Raw genomic sequence first — 17,292 nt, 5'->3', positions numbered from 1 at the left:
CTGAATTATTTTCTGTTTAAAATAGCCTTAGGAAGCGGAACATATTCTTTTTCATCTCCCGGAACCAAAGGAAAAGCTTCGTGATTCTGGTCATTCCAATTTACTTTTGCCTGATCAATTAATGCTTTATCAGAGTTGACGAAATTCCAAAAGATAAAGCGTTCCTCATCGAATGGCTCGCCACCGAAAAGATAAACCGTTCCGTTTTCACTCATATCAAATTCACAAAGTTTGGTATCTTTAGCAATCATCAGCTGTTTTGAACCATAAGAATTTCCTTCTGTGGTAACAGTTCCATCCAGAACATACATGGCCGCTTCTCCATAAAGATCCTTTCCGATGCTTATTTTCCTGGCTTCTTTTGTCTTGATTTCAATGAAGAATAATCTGCTGTGTACCGGAACTGCAGACGTTCTTCCGAATGCTTCTCCGGCAATTAATTTATACTGAATACCCTCTTCTTCCCAAACCGGAATTTCATCTGCTTCAATATGATGAAAAGTAGGTTCAGACTGCTCAAGATGCTTCGGAAGACCTACCCAGATCTGAAATCCGTGAAGTCTTTTATCACTGTGTCTTAAATATTCCGGTGTTCTTTCTGAATGCACAACCCCTTTTCCTGCGGTCATCCAGTTCACAGCGCCAGGTTTTATTTCGATAGCACTTCCTATACTGTCTCTGTGGAAAATAGAACCTTCAAGCAGATACGTTAATGTAGATAAACCAATATGCGGATGGGGCGGAACATCAAGATTCTGATAATCCTTTAGTTCTGAAGGTCCCATATGATCAATAAAAACAAAAGGGCCAACCGCTCTTTTTTCACGGAAAGGAAGAAGTCTTCCCACGAGGAAATTTCCGATATCTGCTGCTTTTTCTTCGATAATAAGTCCGATATTTGACATGATGATGTAATACTTTTATAATGTTATTTAAATAAACTGATGAATTCTGATGAAGGTTTAAAGTTTGTCATACCCTTCAAACTTTTCATCTACGATGCGTTTCCACTCAGGATGTTTTTTGATAAAAGCAAAAACATACGGGCAGAATGGAAGAAGCTTTTTACCGCTTTCCTCAATATAATTCAGGGTTTTCTCTACTACAGCTGCCGCTGCGCCTGTTCCTGCCAGTTCAGGATCTGCTTCAGTGTGTATCAAAGCAATCTCATGCGTTGTCTCACGGTAATCAATAAATGCACAATATCCGTTGAGCTCTATTTCAAATCTTTTTTCGGCTTTTATGAGTGGTATATTTTCAAATTCTGGTTTCATAATATAGGGTACTAGGGGGTATGGCATCCCATAAAAATGAGATATTGCTTAGTTAAGATCATTAAACCTTAGAGGTTTTCACAACCTCTAAGGTTTACCATTATATAAAGTTAATAAAAAAGGAATAATCAAAGATTAAGATAAATTTAATTCTTTTAATCTTCCAGGTATCCGAATTTTCCGGTATTGAAATCTTCAAAAGCCTGCATAATTTCTTCTCTTGAATTCATTACGAAAGGTCCGTGGGGATAAATAGGCTCATTAATGGGTTCTCCGCTGATGATTAAAACAACTGCATCTTCTCTGGCTTCGATGGTGAATGTTTCTCCTTCATTTTTAAACAGAGCAAAATGATCAGCTTTAACGGTGTCTTCTCCGTTGATGATTACGTTTCCTTCAATCACCAGTGCTGCCGTATTGAAATGAGAAGGGAAATTAAATGATGCTTTTCCTCCTGCTTTCAGTTTTGCATTCATCATATGAACCGGTGTAAAAGTGGTGGCAGGTCCTTTATGACCATTATATTCCCCGGCAATTACCTCTACAAAACCGTTTTGGCCAAGATCAACTCTTTCCATTTTTGAGTTTTCAATGGCCTGGTATTTCGGGCAGCTCATTTTATCTTTTGCAGGAAGGTTCACCCAAAGCTGAACCATCTGAAAAATTCCTCCTTCTTTTGCCCATTCTGTTTCATGATATTCCTTATGAAGAACTCCTTTGGCAGCAGTCATCCATTGTACATCACCTTCTCCGATAACACCGCCGCCTCCTGCGCTGTCATGATGTTCTACTTTTCCGCTATAGGCGATGGTTACGGTTTCAAAACCTCTGTGCGGATGTACTCCAACACCTCTTGGGGTATCTGATCCATTGAAATGAAATTTTGAATTATAATCCAGCATAATAAACGGATCCATTCTTTTCATATCCAATCCAGGAATTCCCGGAATGAAATTGTGTACCCTGAATCCGTCGCCCACAAAGTGTGCAGGTTTTGGAGATACTACGATTTCTATTTTTTTAGTTGCCATCACATTGTTGATTTATGTAAACAAAATTACCATTGTTCTATGCGAAAAGCATTGATCTGTGTTAAGTTCGTCAATGGGGCAGTGAGCGGCAGAAAACGGGTGGAATGCAGCGATTTAATCTTCCTTCGATTTCATATTCTTTCCATCAGAAATATGCAGTCTTCTGAAGACCAATCCGGATAAAATTGTTAAAATTCCGACAGTCAGGAAAGTGTATCGGAATGCATTGTGGATTTCGCCCTGTATCAGATCTGTATTTTCAAAAAGCTTTAAAACAATCAGTCCGAATGCAATACCGAAACCGATAGCCAGCTGCTGATTGACGGAAATTAAAGAGTTTCCGCTGCTGGTCTGGAAATTTCGAAGATCGGCAATGGAAATCGTATTCATTGAAGTGAATTGTATAGAGTTGAAAAAGCCCAGCACTGCAATAATAGGAACAAACCAGTAGAGAGAAGTGTGTATGTCAGGTATGGCGAGCAGACAAATCAGTGTTCCGATGATAAAGGTGTTTAACATCAGGGTTTTGCGGTAGCCATATTTATCCAGAATTTTAATGACATATGATTTACCGAAGATCGCGGTGATAGCCATAGGGGCAATGATCCAGCCGGAAGTTACGGCAGACTGTCTGTACGCAATCTGAATCATCAGAGGCAGCAGCAACGGAACCGAACTGATACCTAGCCGGGTAGCAAGGTTTCCTACAATACCTACCCTGAAAGTTCTTACCTGGAACAGGTTTAACGGGAAGATAGGATTTCCTCCTCTTTTTGCATGTTTGTAATAATAATACAGGAAAAGGAACCCCATTATGAATATAAGCAGAACCGGTGTGATATTCTGCATATCTCCAAAAAGCTCCAGTGAAACGGAAAGAAGGAGAGAAGCTGCCGCAAAAATTAAAAATCCTTTAAAGTCAAAATCAACGTCATCAGATTTATAATCAGGCATAAACTTTAATCCCAGAAGAATTCCTAAGAAACCAATCGGAATGTTGATCAGGAAGATCCAGTGCCATGATAGATAATCTACCATATATCCACCTACTAATGGCCCTAGTACGGGTCCTATAAGGGCAGGTATAATGGCGAAGTTCATAGCTTTCAACAGTTCATTTTTATCAAATGTTTTAATGAGTGCCAGTTTTCCGACCGGGGTCATCAGGCTTCCTCCAACGCCCTGGATAACTCTTGAAATAACCAGATGGGTAAGGTTTTGAGACAAAGAACAAAACAGTGATCCTAAGCTGAACAATACCAATGAAAAAATGAATACTTTTTTGGTTCCAAAACGGTCTGCCAAAAATCCGCTGGCCGGCATAAAAACAGCCAGTGTAAGGACATAACTGATGATGGCGTTCTGCATATTGAGCGGAGATTCATTCAGATCTTTTGCAATGGCTGGGAGCGAGGTATTCAGAATGGTTGAGTCCAGCATTTGCATAAAAATAGCAGTAGCCAGAATGAGGGGGAGAATTTTTTTTATGGACGTCTGTTGCGTGTTTAATTCTGTCATTTTGTATAGGCTGGTTCTTAAAAAAATGACCAGGCTTATTTTGATTTGAATAACTGCTTACTTTAAGCAGTTTAATCCTTAGATAAAGAAATCCATATAAAATTAAAAAAGTCCTGTGAAATTTCACAGGACTTTTTGATTTATTTTCTAGGTTTTTCTACTCCTTTCCATTCGTCACCGGCTTTTCTGTACTGGCTTAAAGTGAACGTTTTGAAATCTTTAGTTTTGTATTCGATGTTATCGGTATTCTGCTCAAACGGCATGATGTAATAATATTCGATATCAGTTTTGTCAGATTTGTTACCCTTTTTTACAGAAGGTACATATTTTGAAAACTTGTAGTTAGGAAGATATTGTCTCAGTCTTGTGTAGAAAGCTTTGTCATCTTTTTCGCTTGGGATGATATCCACAATATTCAGATCATCTTTTTTCTTGTCTACCCACAGATAGTAGGTCTTTTCTTCTCCTATATTTCTGTTGAATGAGTTGAACGCAAACAGTTCTTTCGGAACCAGCTCTTTGATTTTTTCCGGATCCACCTTTGTGTAAAACTGGCCTTTAGAAGGATCTACATAGGTTTCAAGATTATACATCAAAACAGAATTGTTTTCAAAATTCTTATTCTTAAAATATTGATTTAATGATAATTCTGCAGTTGCTCTCAGTTCCTTTCCTCTCGCATCCAGTTTTTTTGTCGGATTCTGAGGATTCACATATTTTACAAACTCATATAAAACGACAGGTTTTATATCTTTAAGGTGAGGATACGTTTTCAGCTGCTCTGCTTTTACAAGCCAGTAGAATTGTTGATAGTAGTCATCTTTATCTGCATCTTTCACACTCTTATAAGCCAAAGCAAGCTTTTTTGAATTCAGATACTTGCCGTATTTTCCCTGTCCAAAAGCAAAACTAATGGATAATAAAGCAAATAAAACAGTAAGGTTTCTTCTCATTTTTTTATAATTGATATTTTCGTTTTCCAAATATAATTATTTATTAGATATTATTTTGGATTGTGAGTTAAATTATGCTATATTATTATCGTTAATTCAAGAAAAAATCCTGTATTGCTACAGGATTGATAAATTATAACTGAGGGAGTTAAATGTTTTAATGAAAAAAATATACATGTCAATAACGAATTTTGCTTTACAAGTGAATGGTCAATAGTGAATTTTTGCATCGCAAGTGAATATTAAACTCATAATCTCGAGAACCCGAATTACGCAACAAATTCACGAGCACAGTGGATTGACGATTGACTATTCATCAGTTTTCCTCTCTAATATGAAGTTTCATGCACCTTAACAGCTCTTCCGCTTGGATCATTCATTTTTTTGAAGGCTTCATCCCATTCTAAAGCAATAGGAGTGGAGCAGGCTACGGAAGGAACTGATGGAACGGTTGCCGCAGCGGTTTCGCTTGGGAAGTGTTCTTCAAAAATAGTTCTGTAGCGGTATTCCTCTTTATTCTGAGGGGTGTTGAGCGGGAATCTGAATTTTGCATTGGCCATCATTTCATCCGTCACTTCTTTTTCTGCAACTTCTTTCAATGTGTCTATCCATGAATATCCTACACCATCTGAGAACTGTTCTTTCTGCCTCCATACAATAGAATCCGGAAGAAGATCTTCAAAAGCTTTTCTCAGTACCCATTTTTCAATTTTTCCTTCAGCGGTGCTGATCATTTTATCCTGAGGGTTGATGGTCATGGCAATATCCATAAACTCTTTGTCAAGGAAAGGAACTCTTCCTTCAATGCCCCAGCTCATCAGCGCCTTGTTGGCTCTCAAACAGTCATACAGGTGAAGTTTGCCCAGTTTTCTAACTGTTTCCTCATGAAATTCTTTCGCATTAGGAGCTTTGTGAAAGTACAGGTAGCCGCCGAACAATTCATCAGAACCTTCTCCTGAAAGAACCATTTTAATCCCCATAGATTTGATAACCCTTGCTAAAAGATACATCGGAGCGGACGCTCTGATTGTTGTCACATCATACGTTTCAAGGTGGTAAATAACATCTCGTACTGCATCCAGTCCTTCCTGTACGGTAAAGTTTACCTCATGGTGAACAGATCCGATATGCTCTGCAGCTTTTTGTGCGGCTGCCAGATCCGGAGAGCCCACCAATCCTACCGCGAAACTGTGAAGTCTTGGGTACCATGCTTCCTGCGTATCACCACTTTCAACTCTCTGACGGGCAAATTTTGCCGTAATGGCTGAAATAACAGATGAATCCAATCCTCCGGAAAGAAGAACGCCATAAGGAACGTCACTCATCAGTTGTCTGTGAACGGCATCTTCCAGTCCTTTTCTTAGTTTTAAAATATCGGTTACATTTTCTTTTACATGATCAAAGCTGTCCCAGTCTCTTGTATACCACTGCTGAAGTTCAGCTCCGTCGGAACTGTACATCAGATGTCCCGGTAAGAAAGTTTCTATTTTTTTACAGATGCCTTCAAGCGCTTTTAATTCAGAAGCCACATAGTAGTTTCCGTTTTTATCCCAACCCTGGTAAAGCGGGCAGATTCCCATGTGGTCACGGGCAATAAGATAGATGTCGTTTTCTGTATCGTATAGTGCGAATGCGAAAATTCCGTTTAGTTTTTCTACGAAATCTTTTCCGTATTTTCTGTAAAGCGCAAGAATAACCTCGCAGTCAGATTGAGTCTGAAACTCATAATCAGGAAATTCTTCCTTAAGTTCTCTATGGTTATAGATTTCACCGTTTACGGCTAATACTACTTTTCCGTCTTTTGTAAATAAAGGCTGTTTTCCGGAGGTAGGATCTACAATTGCTAATCTTTCATGAGAGAAAATTACTTTCTCGTCCTGAAAAACTCCACTCCAATCCGGTCCTCTGTGACGGATTTTTTTTGACATTTCCAATACCTGAGGTCTTAATACTTCAGTTTTTTGTCTGGCGTCAAATAAACATACAATTCCACACATGATTTTTTATTATTTATGGAACAAATGTAGAAGTGATGTTGATAAATAGCAATAAAAAATATTTAAATGCGAAAAATTTTAATCAATTTATGTTTTTAAGTTAAAAATTTTAACTATTTATTTAAATTGACAATCGTTTGATTAATTTTTTTCGTTGAGGTGAAAAATAGAAGAACTTCTATACGAAATAAAAATGACATATTTATTAATCTATGGTAATTAATTATATAAATTTTACTCCTTACTTTGTGGCTCGAAATAATTTTTTTTCATCATTTGTGTTTTTACCTTCTTGCAATTCTCATGCAAGAAGGTTTTGTTTTTATTGTACCCCAATAAGCGTTCCCGAAACATTCCACGAGCTGAAGCTTGTTCCTTCTGTAGGCCCTTGTGGAATTTTTACCTGAATAGTATGCTTTCCTGCTTTCAGATCTCCAAGAGGAATGAAATTAGGATTGGTAACCGTGCCGGGGCACCAGTTTGATCTGCTGAGGTCTGACGATGAAAGCCCGTCCTGAAAATTTCCGGAAGCCGGATTGTATAAACGGTAGGAGCCGCAATCTGTTCTCCAGGGGATAAATGAAAATACAGGGTGTCCGTCAAGGGCAATAGAATTAGCTTTTGGAACAAATTCATCTCCGTTTTCCCAGCCTCCATGTCCTGTTGTGGTGTATCTAAGCTGAGCACCCTTCACCTCTTTGTTTAAGGTGAAACTAACAAGCAGTCCTGTATCCTGGCTGAACATCGTAGAGTAATCCTGTCCTGCCATTTCCATAATGTTAAGCGTGTTGAATAAAGGAATGGCTGTATTGTTTTTATGAACGGTCTGATCGCTTTTGTGAATCGTAATATCAAGGCTTACTGTATGTCCGCCTTTGTCATAGTTGCCAATAAAGGTTCCTATCCAAAGTTCTTTTCCTGATAAGGCGGGCTTCAACTCTGTAATGTCCTGTCTGTAAGGACTGATGGTCTGCCAGTTTTTTCCTTTAAGCTGAATATGATTAAACTTCTGAATACCAAAAGCGGTAAAGAATCTCATCATTTCCGCAGCAGGGCTGTAATGATCGGTAGCAGTTACTCCGTAATATTGTTTTCCGTTTCCATTTTCATAGACAGGAAGTGTTTTTGCTCCTTTTTCTAACCCGTCAAAAAAGGACTTTTCTTTATCCTGTGGAATAAAAAATACAGTTCCGGTTCTGTCATAGGCATCACCACTCGACTGTTGTTTCAGTTCTACAAAAATATTTTCTCCTTCCGTAATCGTGGGGAATTTTATTTTTCTAAGAATAATAGTTCCGTTGGCATATCTTTTAATCTGATCGTCAGATTTTGAGGCATCAGAGAAGTTGATGGTTTCATTCTCAAAAACATTCAGTGTGATAAATCTGCTTTTCCAGAGTAAATCTTTATATCCAAGCTGATCTGTAGGCTGTATATTTCCTTTTAACATCTTTTCAATTCCGGTATTCTTGATTTTTTTGATGGAACTGGCTGTAACTAAAGAATTTTTATTTCTTTCCACTTCCAGAACCAGTCCCAGATTCTGTCCCAGAACAGAAGGTCCGCCTTTTAATTGAAGATCATTTGTATACCAGATTTCGATGGTATTTGAATTGACTTTCGTGACAGCTTTTTTACAATTGTAGCCTAGTATTTTTTTGGTTTCATTCGTTAATTCAAAATTCTGTTTTCCCACAGACTCAGCATCTGACGCTGAAATTATTGATTCCGGTTTTAAGAAAGCATAAGAAACAATAGTGTTGGAGGGCTTTTCTACTTTAGTAATCTCATACGGATAACTGTTTTTTTGTTCCTTGATTGTGCTGTTGAGAATGAAATTTTCTTTCTCGCTGACCCAGACAATAGTAGAGGGCTGATCTGTTATTGTTTTTCCGTTATAAGAGCTGGTATACTGGATCTCGTATGTCTGTGCAGAGAACAGACAGTATGCGAAAACAGCCAGAAAATTGAAAACAATTCTTGTGTTCATAAATAAATGAGTTTGCTGCAAAGTTATTCTAAACTTTCCACAGCATCAATACGGTTTTAATCTATACAGTTAGTAGGCCGTAGAATCCAAATGTTACAAAAATTGTTACATTTTTTCCCGAAAGGTTTTAAAAACAAAAAACTACTCCAAAAGATAGAGTAGTTTTTGTAGTATGTTAATAAGGGTTAACTTAAGAAATCCTTTCGATCAAAGCCATATAGAATCCGTCATAGCCTTCGCTTGGCATTACCTTTTCGTCTTTAATCATCTTGAATCCAGGATTGTTTTTGATGAACTCATCTACCTGAAGATTGTTTTCGGATGGTAGGATAGAACACGTAGCATATACCATTTTTCCTCCTTTTTTAAGCATTTTAGAATACTCCTGAAGAATTTGCTGCTGTTCTTTTTTAATTCTGTCAATAAAGTCCTGATCAATCTTCCACTTACTGTCCGGGTTTCTTTTCAGAACACCAAGACCTGAACAGGGGGCATCAATCAGAAGTCTGTCAGCTTTTTCATGAAGACGCTTGATTACCTTGTTGTCAGAAATCATACGGGTTTCAATATTGTGCGCTCCGGCTCTTTTGGCACGGCGCTTTAATTCTGCAAGCTTCCATTCAAAGATATCTAATGCTACGATCTGGCCTTTGTTTTTCATTAATGCCGCCAAGTGAAGCGTTTTTCCTCCTGCTCCTGCACATGCATCCACAACTCTCTGTCCTTCTTTTACGTCAAGGAAATACCCGATTTTCTGAGAAGAAGCATCCTGTACTTCAAATAACCCTTCTTTGAAAGCTGTAGTAAGAAAAACATTTTTCTTTTCTTCCAGCTGAACAGCATCAGGATAATTTTTAATAGGATAGGAAACAACCCCCTCATCAGAAAGATCAGAAATAAGTTCTTTAGTGGTGGTTCTTAAAGAGTTCGCCCTTAAAACTGTAGGAGCCTGCTCATTTAAAGCTGCCATTTCTTTTTCCCATTTGGGTCCTAATTCTTTTTCAAGAGTTTCAGCAAGCCAATCAGGAATAGAGTATTCTATTGCTTTTGTAGGAACCGTATTCTTTTTAAGTTTAGTAAGAATGTCGGCAATTTTGATTCCGTCAAATTCTTCAAACTTTTTATAGTTGGTTTTACTCCAAAGTAAATACGCAATGATCAGTTTATAGATATTGTTGGGCTTTACACCTTCACCCATATAGTATTCAAGGCGTTTTTTCCAACGGATAATATTGTAAAAGATTTCAGAAACAACGGCTCTGTCCTGGCTTCCCCATTTTCTGTTTGCTTTCAAAAGTCTTTCAATTACTTTATCAGCATATTTGTTTTTCTCAAAAAATGTTTCCTGTAGGGCATCGTGAATTCCGATTGCCAAGTTTCTGTGAATAAGTTCCATAAGTTTGCTTCGCTGTTTGAATCTGCAAAAATACGACTTTTAATTGAGAGTTGAAGATTGAGTTGGAGAGTTTGGTAATTGGAGGAGCTTAAAGTCAGGCAGTAATGGGATCTTATATTATTGATGCAAGGTCAATCTGTTTATTGATTTTTAAATGGCAGAAATAAATTTTTAATGTTAAATTAGTAAAGATTTTCCGAATATTTATATTTTTTAGGTGTTGATAACATCCCTTCACTTTAAAACAAATAAACCTAAGTTTTTGCTTAATGAAAAATATTTGTTAGCAAAAGATATACTGTTTATGATGATACTTTATTTTCTTTGTGACATGTTTATTTACTTTAAATTAATTCACAACATTGTGTAAAAGTAATATGTGCTTATTGTCTATTATACTGAGCTTTATCTCTTGACTTCAACCTCCAAAAAGCTCTACCTTTGTAAAAAATAAAAATATGAGTGATACAGTACTTTGTCCAAAATGCAGCTCCGAGTTTACCTACCCGAGTGATAATTTGATGGTGTGCTCCCAGTGTTTCTACGAATGGGATCCGGCAGAGGCAGCTTCTGAAGCAGCAAATGAAGGCAAAATTTTGGATTCCAACGGAAATGAGCTTCAGGATGGGGATTCAGTAGTAGTGGTAAAAGATCTTCCGGTAAAAGGAGCGCCCAAACCCGTAAAAGCAGGAACTAAAGTGAAGAATATCCGTTTAAGACCGGGAAGTGATCACAATATCGACTGTAAAATTGATGGTTTCGGGGCAATGGCACTTAAGTCCGAGTTTGTAAAGAAAGCGTAAGAAGACATTGTTTTCTCAGGTACAGAAATAAGAAAAGGAAAAGATTGGACAGTGTAATCTTTCATAAGACTTAATTGCAAGATTGCTAATGTCCGTCTGGAAGGCAGAAAGAGAAATAACCAAAAATTTCCTTATGCTTTGTGAAATACAAATGTAAGAAAAAGTTTGATAACCAATTCTTATGTTTGTATTTTTTTTATAGATAAGTGTAAGAAAATGTAGAAGTTATATAAAATGTTATTGGAGATTAAAATCCAGATTACAATGAAGATTTCCCCTTAAATAAATGAGATGTTGATAGTCCCTGAAAGCTTTTCATCAGTGTAGACAACAAGTTTTTTTCCCTTTGCAATTAACTTATTCCAGTAATAGTTGCCTGCAAACCTGCTTTCCAATACTTCTGCTTCGAGACCGGTTTCCGTAATTCTGATTTCTTTGGGATAATAGGCGAACTTCGGAAGATGGAAATCTTCTGCTTCGCTTTCACTGAAAATATTGACTTCCCCGAATAATTTCGCCACATAAGAGTTATAAGGATTTCTGTAGGTTTCCTCCGGACTGTCATTCTGAATGAGTCTTCCATTCTGCAAAATAATAATCTGATCCAGCCATGGCATAATATCCTGAAGTTCATGTGTGGAAATAATTAAAGAAACTCCATGCTGCTTTACATATCTGAAAAGCCTTTCCCTAAGCTCAATTTTTCTCGGAAAATCCAGATTACTGAAAGGCTCGTCTAAAATAAGCAGCTTGGGGAGTACAGATAATGCTCTTGCAATTGCCACTCTCTGCTGCTGCCCGCCACTCAGATATTTGGGAAGTACATGGGCGAATTCCTGAAGTCCTACTACCTCAAGAAGTTCCGCTACGGTTTCCTTTTTTTGTTTTAAATTGATATTAGAAATAAACTTTCCCACGTTTTCGGCCACCGTAGCGTACGGCATGAGGTCAAAATTCTGTGCTACGAATTTCATTTCAGGCTCTCCGGGAACAAGATTTCCTTTCGGTCCCAAAAGCTTTGTTCCGTTAAAAATAATTTCTCCGCTTTCCCAATCCAAAAGACCATAAATGAGGTTGAGAAGAGTAGATTTTCCACATCCGCTTTCACCGGCCAGCGCTATGATCCTGTTTTCGTCAAACCTTAGATTAAGGTTCTGAAACAGGGCGTTTTCTTTGTTGTGAGAGAAAAATAAATTGTTTATTTCTAATAGCATATTACAAATGTAAGGTTTTTATGAAAACATAATTTTTTTTATTATATTAGCGGAACTAATAAAAATAAATCAAAAATGAGAAAAAAACTGTTTTCGTTAGCGATCCCTGCATTATTTATTGCTGCTGTAATGGTTTCTTGTAAAAAAGACAAACCGCTTACCAGCGAAAGTAATGAGGTGACCACTACTAAGGAAGGTAGCCAGTTTACTTTGGATACGCTAAACAGTAAGGTTGAATGGAAAGGATATAAAGTATTTAAATCTGAAAATACGAGCCATTTTGGAACCATCAGGTTTGAAAGTGGAGATGTTACGGTGAAAGACGGAAAACTGGAAAGCGGAAAGTTCGTTGCTGATATGAACTCTTTAACTTCTGTGGACTTGAAAGACAGCCCGGAAGATTTAGGAAAATTAAATGGGCACCTGAAGAGCGGTGATTTTTTTGAAGTTGAAAAATTCCCGACAGCTTCTTATGAGATTACAAAAGTTACTCCGGCTACAGAAGGTGATTACAATACTCTTTTGGATGGTAATTTAACGATCAAAGGAATTACAAAACCTGTTCAGTTTAAAGCTAATGTTTCTGTGAAAGACGGAGAAGTAAGCGTAGCTACTGAACCGAAAGATATCAAGAGAGAAGAGTTTGGTGTGAAGTTCCAGGCTCCTGCTGAAAACGGTGTGATAAAAGATGAGGTGACTCTTCAGATCAGCGTTAAAGCTTTAGAAAAGAAATAATTTTTTTATTTAAGTGAAATAAGTGATTGAAGTCTGCCTCCCGAAAAAGAGGCAGATTTTTTTTGGACAGACTTATTATTCAACTTAAAATCGTATTTTTGCAAAACATTTGAAAGGGTAAAGTAATGATAGAAAAGATAGAAGAACTACTGGTCGAAGTAAACGGGTTCAATGCTACCTCTAAGGAAGATATCGAAAACTTCCGAATCAAGTACAACGGTAAAAAAGGGGTTCTGAATGATTTTTTTGAAAAATTTAAAGAAGTTCCTAACGAGCAAAAGAAAGAATTCGGACAGAAGATCAACACTTTGAAACAGGCAGTTGCTGTAAAACTGGAGGATTTGAAAAATGCTTCGGAATCTTCTGTTGTAATAGAAAAAGAAGATCTTACAAGACCTGCTTTTCCACTGGAACTGGGTTCAAGACATCCAATTAATCTGGTGAAAAACAGAATTATTGAAATTTTCAAATCTATTGGCTTTGCAGTAGCAGACGGCCCTGAGATTGAAGATGACTGGCATAACTTTACAGCACTTAACCTTCCGGAATATCACCCGGCAAGAGATATGCAGGATACATTCTTCATAGAGCAGAATCCTGATATTCTTTTAAGAACACATACTTCTTCTGTACAGACCCGTTATATGGAAGAAAACCAGCCGCCGATCAGAATTTTATCTCCGGGAAGAGTGTTCAGAAATGAAGCAATTTCCTCACGTTCTCACTGCATCTTTCATCAGATTGAAGGATTGTATATTGATGAGAATGTAAGTTTTGCAGATTTGAAGCAAACCATTCAGTTCTTTACCACTGAGCTTTTCGGAAAATCTAAAATCAGAATGAGACCATCATTCTTCCCGTTCACAGAGCCAAGTGCTGAAATTGATGTATATTGGGGACTAAACTCTGAAACGGATTACAGAATTACGAAAGGAACAGGATGGCTGGAGATCATGGGATGCGGAATGGTAGACCCTGCCGTACTGAAAAATGTGAATATCGATTCTGAGAAATATTCAGGATATGCATTCGGAATGGGAATTGAAAGAATCACGATGCTTCTTTACCAGATGAGTGACATCAGAATGTTCTTTGAAAATGATATCAGAACACTGGAACAGTTCAAAACACTATAAAAAAATCAAACCTCCGGAGCTCCGGAGGTTTTTGTTTTTAATTACTGACCTAAGAAACAAAACGTAATTAAAAACTGATCTTATTGAAAAATTTACACGTGTCTGTTTCTTATGCCTATACTTTATCAATCGTCGTTGAATTGAAGTATTGACATGCTGCAGCGCTTTGTCTGCCTTTATAAATAAGACAATTAACATTAGCATTGTATTACATTGAAAATAAAAGCCTGTAAAAAATTACAGGCAATATATCTTTATCTTTAAAAACTTATGATGGTTATTTGCTGAACTTTAAAGGATATTTCACATTTTTATAATCATCAATGCTCGCTTTCAGTGAGCCTACTGCTAGTTCTGCCTTTAACAGCATAGGTATATGATTCGCATCATTGGAAACCCACATCGTTACGCCTTCTTTTTCCTTGAATACCCTACCGCTTTTTACAGAAGGAATAATCTTCAGACAGTTAATCGTTCCGAATTTTGTCTTTAAATTTTCTGTTCCCGTTACTTTCAGCTGGAAAGGAAACATTTCATCATCAATCCATACATTCATATTAATAATAGTTCCTACTTTCAGTTCTTCCGGGCTCTTGCTTCTTAAATAATAAAAACACGAAAGCATATCCTGAACTCCTTTTACAGATTTCAAAACCTTCGAACCGTTGGCCGGAGTCTTTTTATCCGTTAATATTAAAGTATTGTTATCATGATTGAAAACAGTTTCAAAATGCTGGCGATAGCTTCCCTCACGCACATTTCTTACGTAAAAACTTGGTAATCCGGTTTGGGTATTAATGAAGCTTTCATATAAATCTTCTACCTTGAAGAATGCCTTTACGGCACCCGTAGTCTGTCCTGTGCCTTTTACATACAGGTGGGGAACCCCTTTATAATTGGTCTGTTTTGTAGTAAGGTTGGCTGTTCCTGCATTCAGGAAGCCATAATGGATCCTTAATGTGATGGATTCACCGTCCGCGATGTTATCTATCTGGGCAGAACCTAAAAAGGATATCAATACTGCAAAAAGGACTAAAAATTTCTTCATAACAAGACATTTACAAAAACACTGCCAAATTTAAAATCTTCATTAAGAGATATTTGACAAATCTCAGGTTTTTATTTAGAATCAATTAAATATGCTTCGCATTAAAATTAGTAAATTTGCAGTTAAATGTATAATTAAATTATCTTAAAGATTATGATAACCACTGATATATTGATCATAGGTGCGGGACCTACAGGACTTTTTGCAGTTTTTGAAGCGGGTTTATTAAAAATGAAGTGCCATATTATTGATGCGCTTCCACAACCGGGGGGGCAGTTAGCGGAACTTTATCCTAAAAAACCTATTTTCGATATCCCAGGTTATCCTTCAGTGAACGCTGGAGAATTGGTGGATAATTTGATGGAACAGATCAAACAGTTTCAGCCAGGATTTACTTTGGGAGAAACAGCAGTTTCTTATACAAAGGTTGACGATGAGTGGTTTGAAGTAATTACAAACAAAGGAACCGTTCACAGATGTAAAGCAATTGCCATTGCAGGTGGATTAGGAACATTTGAACCAAGAAAACCTACTTTCGACAATCTTGCTGATTATGAAGAAAAAGGTCTGGAGTATTTTGTTAAAGAGCCTGAGCATTTCCGAAACAAGAGAGTAGTGATCGCCGGAGGTGGAGATTCTGCTTTGGACTGGAGTGTTTTCCTTTCCAATGTGGCCAGCGAAGTGACTTTGATCCACAGAAGAAATGAGTTCAGAGGAGCTTTGGATTCTGTAGAGAAAGTTCAGGATCTGAAAAATCAGGGAAAAATTAAATTAATTACGCCTGCGGAAGTTACCGGTATAAAAGGTGACGGAAAAGTAGAAGCTATCACTGTAGAAGTGGAAGGGCAGGAAGCTTACGATATTGAAACAGATTACTTTATTCCTTTATTCGGATTGACTCCAAAATTGGGTGAAATCGGAAACTGGGGATTAAATATCGAGAAAAATGCTATTGTTGTAAACAATGCTCTTGATTATCAGACAAACATTGATGGTATTTATGCGATCGGGGATATCAACACCTATCCTGGAAAGCTGAAGTTGATCCTTTGTGGATTCCACGAAGCGACTTTAATGTGTCAGAGTGTTTATAACAGATTAAACCCGGGTAAAAAATTCGTATTAAAATATACAACCGTGAGTGGTGTAGACGGATTTGACGGAAGCCGTAAAGAAGCAGAGAAGGCAGTTGTGAAAAAAATTGACTAATTTTGCAGAATTATGTCAGACGTTAATATTAAAATCACCGACAGAGAAGGGGTAACCCACGATGTCGTAGCGCCTACGGATATGTCCATGAACCTTATGGAAATTATCCGTTCCTATGAATTGGCAGAAGAAGGTACTATCGGGGTATGCGGAGGAATGGCGATGTGTGCTTCATGCCAGGTATATGTAATTAATGATCCCGGTTTGGAACCGATGGGAGATGAAGAAGATGCCATGCTTGCTGAAGCTTTCCACGTGAAAGACAACAGCAGACTGGGATGCCAGCTGCATATTGCCGATGCCATGGAAGGGCTTGAAGTGGAAATTGCTCCTTATCCTTAGAAAATATTTTTTAATCTTAATAAAAGAAACCCGTCCGGAAAATCCGGACGGGTTTCTTCTTTATACTTCATCTTTACTGATTACTTTCCAAACCGTAGGAGCCTCATAATTTCTCATTTGGTCCAACAAATCATCTATATTTTTATTGATCAGCACCATATCCTTATTGATCTGCTTTAAAAATCCTTTGTCCACCATGGTTTGAATCAGTTGGATCAGATCATCATAAAATCCGTCAGTATTCAGAATGCCGATCGGCTTTTTGTGAAGGCCAAGCTGTGCCCAGGTAATCATTTCGAAAAATTCTTCCAATGTACCGTAGCCGCCGGGAAGAACGATAACTCCGTCACAGAGGTCGTTCATTTTGGTTTTTCTTTCGTGCATGGTTTCCACGATGATAAGCTCAGTCAGGTTTTTGTGAGCAATTTCTTTGGTTTGTAAAAATTGGGGCAGTACTCCTGTTACCGTTCCATTTTCACTTAAGGCGCCATTGGCTACCGTTCCCATTAAGCCCGTTTCCGAACCGCCATAAACAAGCTGTATATTTTGTTTTGCCAGGGTTTGTCCAAGCAGAAATGCCTGCTCTTCATATATTTTATCTGTGCCGAAACTTGAGCCGCAGAATACGGTTATACTTTTCATTGTA

General features: G+C 37.6%; 16 protein-coding genes. 5 read left to right on the top strand and 11 right to left on the bottom strand.

The window, feature by feature from the left end; genetic code table 11:
- Positions 1–5: 5 nt before the first annotated feature.
- From BLW74_RS17195 to BLW74_RS17160, 8 genes are all read right to left on the bottom strand, one after another.
- Positions 6–905 (bottom strand): pirin family protein, encoded by a 900-nt coding sequence (locus BLW74_RS17195; protein ID WP_089694371.1) that lies wholly within the window; start codon positions 903–905, stop codon positions 6–8.
- 57 nt (positions 906–962) lie between these two features.
- Positions 963–1,274, bottom strand: a complete 312-nt coding sequence (locus BLW74_RS17190; protein ID WP_089694369.1) for a GNAT family N-acetyltransferase — start codon at positions 1,272–1,274, stop codon at positions 963–965.
- Positions 1,275–1,429: 155 nt separating this feature from the next.
- Positions 1,430–2,305, bottom strand: coding sequence for a pirin family protein (locus tag BLW74_RS17185; protein ID WP_089694367.1), 876 nt, complete (start codon positions 2,303–2,305; stop codon positions 1,430–1,432).
- Between the two features lie 114 nt (positions 2,306–2,419).
- On the bottom strand, positions 2,420–3,823 hold the full coding sequence (locus tag BLW74_RS17180; RefSeq protein ID WP_089694365.1) for an MFS transporter: 1,404 nt from the start codon (positions 3,821–3,823) through the stop codon (positions 2,420–2,422).
- A gap of 140 nt (positions 3,824–3,963) precedes the next feature.
- Positions 3,964–4,806, bottom strand: coding sequence for a hypothetical protein (locus BLW74_RS17175; protein WP_228424946.1), 843 nt, complete (start codon positions 4,804–4,806; stop codon positions 3,964–3,966).
- A gap of 299 nt (positions 4,807–5,105) precedes the next feature.
- Positions 5,106–6,773 (bottom strand): asparagine synthase B, encoded by a 1,668-nt coding sequence (gene asnB / locus BLW74_RS17170; protein WP_089694362.1) that lies wholly within the window; start codon positions 6,771–6,773, stop codon positions 5,106–5,108.
- A gap of 322 nt (positions 6,774–7,095) precedes the next feature.
- Positions 7,096–8,763: a GLPGLI family protein gene (locus BLW74_RS17165; RefSeq protein WP_089694361.1), complete on the bottom strand. Its 1,668-nt coding sequence runs from the start codon at positions 8,761–8,763 to the stop codon at positions 7,096–7,098.
- Positions 8,764–8,953: 190 nt separating this feature from the next.
- Positions 8,954–10,159, bottom strand: coding sequence for an RsmB/NOP family class I SAM-dependent RNA methyltransferase (locus tag BLW74_RS17160; RefSeq protein WP_089694358.1), 1,206 nt, complete (start codon positions 10,157–10,159; stop codon positions 8,954–8,956).
- Positions 10,160–10,617: 458 nt separating this feature from the next.
- Between BLW74_RS17160 and BLW74_RS17155 the strand changes: the two genes are divergently transcribed.
- Complete coding sequence (locus tag BLW74_RS17155; RefSeq protein ID WP_089694356.1) at positions 10,618–10,962, top strand: zinc ribbon domain-containing protein YjdM; 345 nt, start codon at positions 10,618–10,620, stop codon at positions 10,960–10,962.
- A gap of 278 nt (positions 10,963–11,240) precedes the next feature.
- Here BLW74_RS17155 and BLW74_RS17150 read toward each other — a convergent pair whose 3' ends face one another.
- Positions 11,241–12,176 carry an ABC transporter ATP-binding protein gene (locus BLW74_RS17150; RefSeq protein WP_089694354.1) on the bottom strand — a complete coding sequence of 312 codons (936 nt, stop codon included), beginning with the start codon at positions 12,174–12,176 and terminating at the stop codon, positions 11,241–11,243.
- Between the two features lie 75 nt (positions 12,177–12,251).
- On the opposite strand from BLW74_RS17150, the gene BLW74_RS17145 reads away from it, so the two are divergent.
- Both BLW74_RS17145 and pheS read left to right on the top strand, forming a co-directional pair.
- Positions 12,252–12,911 carry a YceI family protein gene (locus BLW74_RS17145; RefSeq protein ID WP_034697022.1) on the top strand — a complete coding sequence of 220 codons (660 nt, stop codon included), beginning with the start codon at positions 12,252–12,254 and terminating at the stop codon, positions 12,909–12,911.
- A gap of 125 nt (positions 12,912–13,036) precedes the next feature.
- Entirely contained in the window at positions 13,037–14,047 is a 1,011-nt protein-coding gene (gene pheS / locus BLW74_RS17140; protein WP_089694352.1) for a phenylalanine--tRNA ligase subunit alpha, read from the top strand.
- A 277-nt stretch (positions 14,048–14,324) separates the two neighbouring features.
- On the opposite strand, the gene BLW74_RS17135 is transcribed toward pheS, so the two are convergent.
- Positions 14,325–15,095, bottom strand: coding sequence for a DUF3108 domain-containing protein (locus BLW74_RS17135; protein WP_089694350.1), 771 nt, complete (start codon positions 15,093–15,095; stop codon positions 14,325–14,327).
- Between the two features lie 153 nt (positions 15,096–15,248).
- Between BLW74_RS17135 and BLW74_RS17130 the strand changes: the two genes are divergently transcribed.
- On the top strand, positions 15,249–16,304 hold the full coding sequence (locus BLW74_RS17130; RefSeq protein WP_089694348.1) for an NAD(P)/FAD-dependent oxidoreductase: 1,056 nt from the start codon (positions 15,249–15,251) through the stop codon (positions 16,302–16,304).
- A 12-nt stretch (positions 16,305–16,316) separates the two neighbouring features.
- Positions 16,317–16,646 carry a 2Fe-2S iron-sulfur cluster-binding family protein gene (locus tag BLW74_RS17125; RefSeq protein ID WP_034697026.1) on the top strand — a complete coding sequence of 110 codons (330 nt, stop codon included), beginning with the start codon at positions 16,317–16,319 and terminating at the stop codon, positions 16,644–16,646.
- A gap of 60 nt (positions 16,647–16,706) precedes the next feature.
- Here BLW74_RS17125 and BLW74_RS17120 read toward each other — a convergent pair whose 3' ends face one another.
- The gene (locus BLW74_RS17120; protein ID WP_089694726.1) at positions 16,707–17,288 is read right to left on the bottom strand and encodes an LOG family protein; all 582 of its coding nucleotides are present in this window, start codon (positions 17,286–17,288) and stop codon (positions 16,707–16,709) included.
- Positions 17,289–17,292 lie beyond the last annotated feature (4 nt).

Source organism: Chryseobacterium culicis (genome assembly GCF_900108365.1).
Classification (GTDB): domain Bacteria; phylum Bacteroidota; class Bacteroidia; order Flavobacteriales; family Weeksellaceae; genus Chryseobacterium; species Chryseobacterium culicis.
This window is presented reverse-complemented; position numbering and strand designations above follow the sequence as displayed.